Origin of the sequence: Collinsella sp. AM13-34 (assembly GCF_003473055.1) — a bacterium.
GTDB lineage: Bacteria > Actinomycetota > Coriobacteriia > Coriobacteriales > Coriobacteriaceae > Collinsella.
The window spans coordinates 64,004-73,817 of the sequence record NZ_QRLE01000014.1 but is presented as its reverse complement, the minus strand read 5'-3'; the positions used below and the strand labels follow the sequence as shown (position 1 = coordinate 73,817).

Annotated in this window: 6 protein-coding genes; 4 read left to right on the top strand and 2 right to left on the bottom strand. The window is 63.6% G+C overall.

All coding sequences use genetic code 11. The annotated features are described in order from the left end of the window. Nucleotides 1-95: 95 nt before the first annotated feature. Complete coding sequence (cysK, locus tag DW151_RS07185) at nt 96-1,034, bottom strand: cysteine synthase A (RefSeq protein ID WP_118335141.1); 939 nt, start codon at nt 1,032-1,034, stop codon at nt 96-98. A 253-nt stretch (nt 1,035-1,287) separates the two neighbouring features. Between cysK and DW151_RS07180 the strand changes: the two genes are divergently transcribed. Beyond that, a complete protein-coding gene (locus tag DW151_RS07180; RefSeq protein ID WP_022094857.1) occupies nt 1,288-1,716 on the top strand; it encodes an Rrf2 family transcriptional regulator in 429 nt (142 codons plus the stop codon). 135 nt (nt 1,717-1,851) lie between these two features. On the opposite strand, the gene DW151_RS07175 is transcribed toward DW151_RS07180, so the two are convergent. Beyond that, entirely contained in the window at nt 1,852-2,217 is a 366-nt protein-coding gene (locus DW151_RS07175; protein WP_118335139.1) for a phage holin family protein, read from the bottom strand. A gap of 324 nt (nt 2,218-2,541) precedes the next feature. Between DW151_RS07175 and DW151_RS07170 the strand changes: the two genes are divergently transcribed. From DW151_RS07170 to DW151_RS07160, 3 genes are all read left to right on the top strand, one after another. After that, nucleotides 2,542-2,841 carry a YerC/YecD family TrpR-related protein gene (locus tag DW151_RS07170; protein WP_022094855.1) on the top strand — a complete coding sequence of 100 codons (300 nt, stop codon included), beginning with the start codon at nt 2,542-2,544 and terminating at the stop codon, nt 2,839-2,841. Nucleotides 2,842-3,023: 182 nt separating this feature from the next. Then, entirely contained in the window at nt 3,024-6,176 is a 3,153-nt protein-coding gene (locus DW151_RS07165) for a PD-(D/E)XK nuclease family protein (protein ID WP_118335137.1), read from the top strand. A gap of 3 nt (nt 6,177-6,179) precedes the next feature. Next, complete coding sequence (locus DW151_RS07160; protein WP_118335135.1) at nt 6,180-9,803, top strand: UvrD-helicase domain-containing protein; 3,624 nt, start codon at nt 6,180-6,182, stop codon at nt 9,801-9,803. Nucleotides 9,804-9,814 lie beyond the last annotated feature (11 nt).

The window sequence follows — 9,814 nt, the reverse complement described above, 5'->3', positions numbered from 1 at the left end:
ATTTGCTCAATGTGTTCGGCTGAGATCGGAAATCAACCACTGCCGGGAGAGAGGAAACCGGCTCGTCCCTGGGCTCAACCTATGGGCGACAGGCCCTAGTCCTGGAAGAGCGCCGTGGACAGGTAACGCTCACCGGTGTCGGCAAGCAGCGCCACGATAGTCTTGCCCTCGTTCTCGGGACGCTTGGCCAGCTGCAGTGCGGCCCACACGGCGGCGCCGGACGAAATGCCCACGAGCACGCCCTCCTGGTGGCCCACGGCGCGGCCGGTGGCAAAGGCGTCGTCGTTCTCGACGGGGATGATCTCGTCATAGACCTGGGTGTCGAGGACGTCGGGCACAAAGCCGGCGCCAATGCCCTGGATCTTGTGCGGGCCGGCCTGACCCTTGGAGAGCACCGGGGAGGTGGCGGGCTCGACGGCGACGACCTTAATCTCGGGGTTCTGTTCCTTGAGGAACTCGCCCACGCCGGTCACGGTACCACCGGTGCCAACGCCGGCGACGAAGATGTCGACCTTGCCGTCGGTGTCATCCCAGATTTCGGGGCCGGTCGTGGCCTTGTGGATAGCGGGGTTGGCGGGGTTCACAAACTGGCCGGCGATGATGCTGTTGGGGGTCTCCTTCTGCAGCTCCTCGGCCTTGGCGATAGCGCCCTTCATGCCTTTGGAACCGTCGGTGAGTACGAGCTGTGCGCCATATGCCTGCATAAGCTTGCGGCGCTCGACGGACATGGTCTCGGGCATGGTGATGATCACCTTGTAGCCGCGGGCCGCCGCCACCGAGGCGATGCCGACGCCGGTGTTGCCGCTCGTGGGCTCGATGATGGTGTAGTCGCCGCCGCGCACGAGCTTGCCGGCCTTCTCGGCCTCGTCAATCATGTTCTTGGCGACGCGGTCTTTGACGGACCCGGCGGGGTTGAAGTACTCGAGTTTGACGAGCACACGAGCCTTGAGGTCCTCGTCGGCCTCAAAGTGGGTGAGCTCCAGAAGCGGGGTGTGGCCGATAAGCTGATCGATGGACGTGTAAACCTTGCTCATGGTGAACCTCCAAAGTGTTCAAGTTGCTGGTTGCCGTGTGGTTTCACGGTGCGTGTAGCAGCTAAACCCATAAACCTTATAGGTTGTTCGTTTAGCTGTTGGCAAGCATAGTAGACGCTAAAGCCTAGTAATGCAATAGGAAATAGGAGAGTATTGCAAGTTGATTAACCATCTTGACCGGAACGGGTATTTTCAAAGCCAATTTTTCGGCTAGAATTTCAACGGACTAAAAGACCGAAAGGCAGCACTATATATGTTGGTTTCTACTAAGGGCAGGTACGCCCTGCGCGTTATGGTCGACCTAGCCGAGCACCAGGCGGCCGGCCGCATCCCGCTTAAAGAGATCGCGGCACGCCAGGGGATTTCGGAGAAATACCTGGAGAACATCTTGGCTACGCTCGTGCGCGCCAACATGCTTTCGGGCATGCGTGGCAAGGGCGGCGGCTACGTGCTCACGCGCCCGCCCGAGCAGTACACGGTGGGCGAGATCCTGCGCCTGACCGAGGGTAGTCTGGCGCCGGTCGCCTGCCTGGATGGCGATTGCAAGGGCTGCTCGCGTTCGGATGAGTGCCCCACGCTCGACGTGTGGAAGAACCTGGACAAGCTCATCAACGACTACCTCGACGGCGTGACGCTCGATCAACTTGTCGCTCCCAACCATGGCTACGACTACGTCATCTAGCCTCACCTGCCATTTGGGGACGGGGCAGAAATGGTAGATTTTCTTGCCCTCTGAGGCTTGACAAATGACAAGGCCGTCCATCGTTTCGATGGACGGCCTTCTTTAGGCGTGTTGTGGCGGTCCGAATCCGGTCGTTTAGTTTCCGGCGATGCTGTCGAGAATGCTGCGCATGATGGATACCAGGATGCTGCCCATAAAGGCCGATCCAAAGCTGGCGATGGAGATACCCGCGCCCAGCAGATTGACCGACAGGTAGCTGGCCAGCTCGAGCATAAAGCTGTTGACCACAAGCTGAAAAATACCAAGCGTAATAATAGTGAGCGGCAGTGAGATGACCGTCAGGAACGGTTTGACGAGCGAGTCGACGATATTGAGGAACAGTCCCACGAAAGCAAAGCAGACCCAGGCGTCGGCCATGCCGAAGGGCCGAATGCCGGGGACGAGAAACGTTGCGATCGCGATGGCGATTGAGGTAAAGAGCCAGTTAAGCATAAAGCGCATGGTGGAGATCCTTTCTTGCGCAAGACGTGGCAAAGAGGCGTGAGGGGCACATGCCTTTACAACTCGGATAGATGCGCGGGCACGGCCCTGTTTGGGCGCCCCATTGTCTCAGATATTCGTGGAGCTTGCGTGCGCATTCGGTTTCAAAACGGCGTTCGTCCTAAAAAACGTGCCGCTGACAGAGAGTCTTGTCACTTTAGTTTGGTGGTGTGCTAAACTGCTACGGGCAAAAGCCACAGGCGTTGCCCTATTGCATAGAACGGGCGAACGATGCCCGATGTCAGTATCAACTTCGATGCCTTTTGGCGGGTTTGGCGGTGATCGATGAATATCGAGAACATGTTTGACAAGCCTGATGTCAAGCAGCTAGTCCACGCATTTAGCCTCTTGGACGACGAGAAAGATATCCAAGCGTTTTTGACCGATATCTGCACGCCGCGCGAGATTTGCGATCTATCACAGCGTCTGCAGGTCGCGCGTTACCTGGACGAGGGCGAGCCTTATGTTGAGGTTCAGGCCCGTACCGGCGCTTCGTCCACCACGGTGAGCCGCGTGTCCAAGGCGCTCAACGGCGAGTACGGTGGCTACCGCAAAATCCTCATTAAGCTGGAGGATGGCGAGTAGGCCGCGGCAAAACGAATTGTGCAAAACCGCTCCTCCGGGGGCGGTTTTTGTATGCCCGCAATCGGCTGGTGCGTTGGGGTCAGGTTGCTTTGCGCCAAAACATGGAGCTGAGGTAGCAATGTGTCCGCGTGGGCGGGTAGGATGGATGCATTGATTATTGCGAACAGTTTGAGCGGAGGACCATGCCTGTTCGAATCTATACCACCAATGCCGGCGCGGATTTGAGCGATGCCGAGGCGGCGCTGCTTGTCGACCTTGTTGCCCGCCACGGACGTGCCGTGCTGTTGGCGCCAACGTTCGCCGAGCTCGACCTGTGTCGTCACGATGCGGCGGAAGCCGGTGTTTCGCTGGGCATCGACTACAAGACACCTGCATCGTGGCTTCGCTCACTGTGGGAGCTTTTGGGCGACGGGCGCGGCTTCGTTGACAACCTGCAGCGCCATATGCTGTTTTCGGACAGGGTCACGCGTCTCGATGATGCCGACCTGCAACCGCTTTCGCGCAGCAAGGGCACAGTGCGCATGCTTGCGCGCATAGCCCGCGATGTGCTGCCGGGCGTGGCGGGGACAGGCACCGAGCGTTGCTGCGACAACGTTTGCAAGCCCAAGCCCAAAAGCGACGCCGAGGCTCGCGTGTTTGAACTTTTGTGCGCCTATGCGCGCGGTTTGGACCGTCGAGATATGGTCGAGCCCTGCGAGGCGGCTGACATTATGGCCGGCGCTTTGGCCGACAACCTGCCGGGGTGCGCCCGCGCCGTTTGCGTGCGCGGCGTCACGTCATTTACGTATAGCCTGCTCGAGCTGCTGTCCGCCGTGGCAAACAACGGGGGAGAGGTTGTCGTGCTGCTTGCCCGCGAGCAAGCGGCGATGCGCGAGGAGCTTGCCGCGGCATTTGATGTCCGCGGTGTGCTGTTTGAGATCGCGCCGCTGGGGGAGGGCGCCGCCGCGCCCCAGACTGCCTCCAAGTCCGCTGCTCAGCCTGCCTTTATTGAGGTCGCCGGCCCCCATGCCCGTGCCCATGCTTATGCGGACGTCATCGATAAGTTGGTGAAAGCGCACAAGGAGTCCAAGGACGATAAAGCTGCTGCAACACCCGCCGACCCCGTACGCGTGCTCGTTGTTTCTGCCCGGGCACCCCAGCTGTTCGGCGAGCTTGCCGCTCGTTTGGCGGCGCGCCACGTTGCTGCCGAGACGGCCGAGTTCACGGCGTTTTCCCAATCCATTGCGGGCAGGCAGTTCACGGCGCTCGCCAACCTGATCGAGCGTATGAAGGCCGCCGACGAAGGGGCAGCTTCTAAGACTGAGTGGTGGCCCGCTCCGGAGCTTACCGACTGGATTTACAGCCCGCTTTCGGGTGCCGACGCCGCCAGCGCGCGCACGTTCGACAAGAATATGCGACTGTCGCGCAGCAAGACCACTGCGGGCGTCAAGAGCCTGCTGCAGAGCGTGCAGGGCCAGGTGAGGGGCGCGCGTAAAGCGGCGAGCGACGAGAACTGGTTTAAGAACGTGCCGTGCGTGATCTCGGACGTGTTCCAGGCGCTGTGGCGCGACAAACCCGTGACGGCGCTCAAGGCCATGCTTGCCGTTGCCGAGGCACTGCCCGATCGCGCACTTGGCGGTCTCGACGGTCAGGCCCGTCGCCAGGCGGAGGTGGCCCTGCTGCGCCACGTCATCGACATCCTTATGAATGGCGCCCGTGCGCTCGACGTGTCGCAGGCCGCGACCGTGCCCGTGCTCGATGACATTCGCACCAAGGTGGACAAGCGTAGCGCCGCCTACGATTACGAGACCTACGAGGTTGACCGTGCGCCACGCGCCCAGGTTCGCTTTGCTTCGCTTGCCGATGCGGCGGCCCTGCGCCCCGGCAGCTACGATGCCGTGCTGTTTGCCGACGTCGACCTGGACAGTTATCCGCTCTCACATGAGGAGGGCCCGCTGGCAACGCTGACGGCAGAGTTAGATCGCAGCGGTGTGACGCTTGAGCCTGCCGCCTTGTTGCGCGTGCGCTTTGGCCGCGCGATGCAGGCCGCGCGCGGTCCGGTTGCGCTTGCCCGCGTGACGCACGATCGCCAGGCGCGCGAGTGCTACCCGGCTGCCGTGTGGACCGAGTTGCGGGCGCATGCCGAGGCCGCTAACGATGCTAAGGCCGCTGACGCCGACAAGGCCGCTGGCGACGCTAAGGCCGTTGGCGCCGACAAGGCGAAGTGCGTGGGTGAGGGCGATATCGTAAGGGACTTCGATCCCGCGGCAGGCGAAGGTCTTAGGCGCGAGCGCGTGACCTGCGAAGCTCCTCAGCATCTGAGCGATGAAGCCATTCCGTATCTGGTCCTGCGCCGTCGCGATGGCGAGGGCGAGGATGCGCCGCTGGTGCCGCGCCTGACGTCTGCCTCGCAGATCGAGGCCTATTCGACCTGCCCGCTGTGCTGGTTCGTCTCGTATCGCGTCAAACCCCAGTCGATCGACGCCGGCTTTGGCAACATGGAGAAGGGCAACTTTGTCCATGACGTGCTGGAGCACTTGCATGCCCGTCTGCCCCAGGAGGGCATGGAGCGCGTGACGCCCGAGAACCTGCCACGTGCTCAGGAGCTGCTGCACGAGGTCTTTGCCGAGACCCTGGCCGAGCACGCCGGCAAGCGCGGTACCGAGGGCCCGCTGGTGCCGCTCTCTCCAGTGGAGGAGCGCCAAGTGGCCGAGATTTTGCCGCAGCTGGAGGGCGTGCTTGCCTATGAAGCCGAGGCGCTCGCGCCCTTCGCGCCGCGCTACCTGGAGTTTGCGTTCAACGAGCTCCAGGTCGAGTATGCCGGCTGGCCGCTTGGCGGGCGCATCGACCGCGTGGACGTGGACGCCGAGAATCGCGCCGTGGTAATCGACTACAAGCATCGCACGGGCGTTGAGGAGTTTAAGCTCGCCGACCCTACGGTGCGCGACGAGGAATCAGGCACGGCGCCCATCGACGATCCGCGGTGGCTGCCGCCCCATACCCAGACGCTTATCTATGCGCAGGCTATGCGCCGGGCGCTGGATCTGGACACCCGCGCGGCGCTCTATTTTTCGACCAAGGGCGGCAAACCGGCGCTGCGAGGCGCCGCGAGTGCCGAGCTGCTCGAGGAGGAGCGTGGTGACGGCCGCATCCCGGGGCTTAAGAAGGGCTTTCCCGGCGAGGGCGGCAGCATGGACTTCGACGCCCTGCTCGATCGCGTGGAGGACGGCATCGCCGAGCGCCTGCGCGAGCTCGAGGCAGGCAACGTTGCCGCCGTCGACCCGGCTTCGACGCAGGCCGCGCATGCGCGCTGCTCGTATAACCACGAAGGAACGTTTGTAAGGAGGGACGTGTAGACCATGGATCTTTCGACTTTGATGCCGCAACAACTGCAAGTCGTCAAAACGCTCGACCGCCCGCTGTTTGTCTCGGCAGGTGCCGGCTCGGGCAAGACCTTTACCCTCACGCGCCGCATCGTCTATGCGCTCTCGCCCGAATCCGGTCCGTTTGTCGAGCATCTGGATCAGGTGCTCGCCATTACCTTTACCAAAGATGCCGCGGCCGAGATTCGCGACCGCGTGCGTCGCGCGCTTATCGAAGAGGGTATGGACGAGGAGGCCCTGACCGTCGACGATGCGTGGATCTCGACCATTCACGGCATGTGCTCGCGCATCCTGCGCGCACACGCGTTGGAGCTGGGCATCGACCCCGAGTTCACGGTGCTCACCGATACCGACGAGCTTATGGACCAGGCTGTTGAGCATGTGCTGGCCCGCGCGACGGCGCCCGATGCCGTCCCCGAGCTCGCGGCATCGCTCAAGGCCCTCTACGCCTGGTATCCCATGGCGGGCGAGGGCGGTCCCTTTGGCGCCGGCACGACCATCAAGGGTCTGGTGCGCGACCTGCTGGAGCTGTCGAGTCAGTTGCCGGGCGGTATGGACGACGTGTGCGTGGCGCGCGGCCAGGCCGATACCTCAGCGCTCGCCGATGCCTATCGCGCGGCGCTGGGCGCAAGCAAGGCCGCGACCGAGAAGGCGCAGACGGCGCTCGATGCCATCGACGCGTTCGAGGCGAGCGGCAAGACCATGGTCGATGCGGCGCGACTTATGATGTCGTGCACCATGCCGCGCGCGAGCAAGGCGTTTTCTAAGGAGCAGGTGGAGCTACTCAAGGCCGAGGCTGCTGATGCATTTATCAATATCGTGCTTGCCTGCGGTGCCCCCGCGCTCGATGCACTGGTGGGCCTGGCCCGTTCCGTGGAGGCCGAGTATCGCGCGCTGAAGGCCGGCCAGTCCGCGCTCGATAACAACGACCTGCTGCGCATGGCGTACGAGGCGCTGCGCGACTACCCGGCTATTCGAGCAGCCTATGAGGGCCGCTTTAAGATGGTCATGATCGATGAGTTCCAGGATACCGACCAGATGCAGGTTGACCTGATCCGTTACCTGACCGGCGCGGGTGAGCGTGCGCTGTGTACCGTGGGCGATGCGCAGCAGTCGATCTACCGCTTCCGTGGCGCCGAGGTTGAGGTCTTCCGCCGCCAGGAGCGCAAAGTGGGCTCCTCTGCTGCGCCCGAGACGGCTGCCGCATCCGATGCCCCCGCCGGCGAGCTCGTCAAACTCGTGCGCAACTTCCGCAGCCACGACGAGGTGCTGCGCTATGTGGCGCGCGTCTTTGACGGCGATACCGGTGGTTTGATGCAGGGGTTCTTGGATCTTGAGCCGAGTGACGATCGCGAGGACAAGCTCAAGGCAAAGGCGTCGCGCCGCCAGGCGGTCTTCGTTGCCGGCGGCAGCACCCAGGAGCGAACGCAGGCGAAAGCTCGTGCGATTGCGGAGCGATTCCAAGCGCTCGTTAAAGCGGGCCAGCCCCAGGGCGGTATGGTACTGCTGCTGGGGCGCATGACCAATGCCGATGTCTACGCACAGGCGTTTCGCGACCAGGGGCTCGACTGCGTCATCGCGGGCGGCTCGGTCTTTGCCCAAGCTGCCGAGGTTCAGACGGTGCGCGCCCTGGTTTGTGCACTCGCCAATCCGGCCGATACGGCGCAGGGCCTTATGCCGCTGCTGGCATCGCCGATGTTTGCGCTCGGCGCCCAGGAGTTCCTGGCGCTGGCGACCAAGCTCGATAGCGAGACGGGGGAGACCTCGCGCCGCAACATCGATGCGGGCATCATGAGTGATTCCGATGTGCCGGGCCTGCAAGACCTGCCGCTGGTGACGCGCGCTCGCGAGGTACTGCGGTATGCGCTTCGTCGCGTGGGCCGCGATTCGTTCGCCGCCATCGCGTGCGACGTGGTCAACGCCTCCGGCTGGTTTGTGCGTCTGGCGCAGCGTGGTCCCGAGGGCAAGGCCATTGCCGCCAACGTGCTCAAGGCGCTCGACGCCGTGGCCGAAGCGGAGGCCGAGTTCGGCAACTCGCCGCGTTCCATCGCGCTGGCCTTCGACCGCTTCTTGGCGGGCAAGGAAGCCCCGGGTGCCCTTAACGAGGAGGGCGACGGCGCGGTGCGCATCATGACGGTGCACGCCTCCAAGGGCCTGGAATATCCGGTCGTGGCGGTCGCCGAGTGCTTTGGCGCGCGTAAGTCCTCGGGTACGGCACAGATGGGTCGCGTCGAGGGCGGAGCGCAGGTCGTGGCGCTGCCGGCACGCTTCGACGGCGTTAAGCTCGCCGACGGAACCTTTGTGAAGGGCGACGACGTCAAAAAACAGTTTGAGCATGCGTTTAAGGGCAAGGGCACGTCGTTGTGGCTGCCGCCGGAGCTCATGGAAGACGTGTGCGCGACGGGTTCTCCCGCCGAGGCATTCGTTCGCCTGCGCAACGACGACCTGCAGCTCTCGCTCGAGGAGCGGGCTCGTTTGCTCTATGTCGCCATGACGCGTGCGCGAGAGCTGGTCATTCTGGCGATGGATGCCGGCGTGAGCCGCGGCAAGGTGACGGCGCCGACCTTCGACGTCGAGACCGATCTGACCTATGACGTGCTGCGTCGTATTCTGCCTACCGACGCTCTGGACATGCCGCAGCTCGATGCCGACCGCCTGGTGTTCGACAACTCCAAGCCGGGCGACTACGAGCTCATTTCGCTTTCGGACTTTACCTTTGGCGAGCAGGCGTTTGAGGCCAACGCTTCGCTGGATGCCGAGGGCAGGCTTGTCCGCGGCGATGCGGAGCCGGAGGGCGCCGGTGCGGATGCCCGCGCCGCCGTTCCCGGCCCTGCCGACCCCGAGCCCGATGCGTTTGAGCTCGTGTATCCCCAGACGGTGGGCGTGCGCATGGGCGCCTGCCCGTATCCGGCGCGCGATTCGTACAGCTACTCGTCAATTGCCGCGGCGCTGCATGCCGAGTCCGAGGACCGTGCCGCCGAGGCACACACGCCCATGGACGAGGCCGGCGATGATGCGGAGTCGGATGGTTCCGAGATGACGGATGCAGGCGTGGCCGCCGTTGAGCCCGCCGGCAACCCCATGGCGCTGGGCTCGGCGTTCCATGCCGCCTGCCAGTGGCTCATCGAGATGGGTGCCGATGCGCTGCCCGCTGAGCGTGCCGATGCGCTGGCGCGCCTGTGGTGCCTGACGCCGGAGCAGCGCGAACGCTTCGACGTTGCCCTGGACCGCTGGCTCAAGTCGGCGGTCCGTGCCGAGCTGCTTGCCTGGCCGTGCATCCGTGCCGAGGTGCCGTTCTTCTCGCTGGGCTGCGAGGACGAGGACATCGCCCGCTACGGTGCATATGCCGAGGGCGCCATCGACGCCTTGGCGACGAACCCGGCGGATTCGTCACGCGCGCTGGTCATCGACTACAAGACGGGCGGCACACCGGACGAGACGCCGGAACAGCTGCGGGAGAAGCACGCCCTGCAGGCGCGCGTCTACGCCGATGTTCTGCACAAGGCGGGCTTTGAGGCCGTGACCGTCAAGTTCGTCCGCGCGGAGCAGGTCGACCCCGCCAACCCCTGCGAGCCCCAAGTGGTCACCTACAACCTTTAGCCCTCAACAAC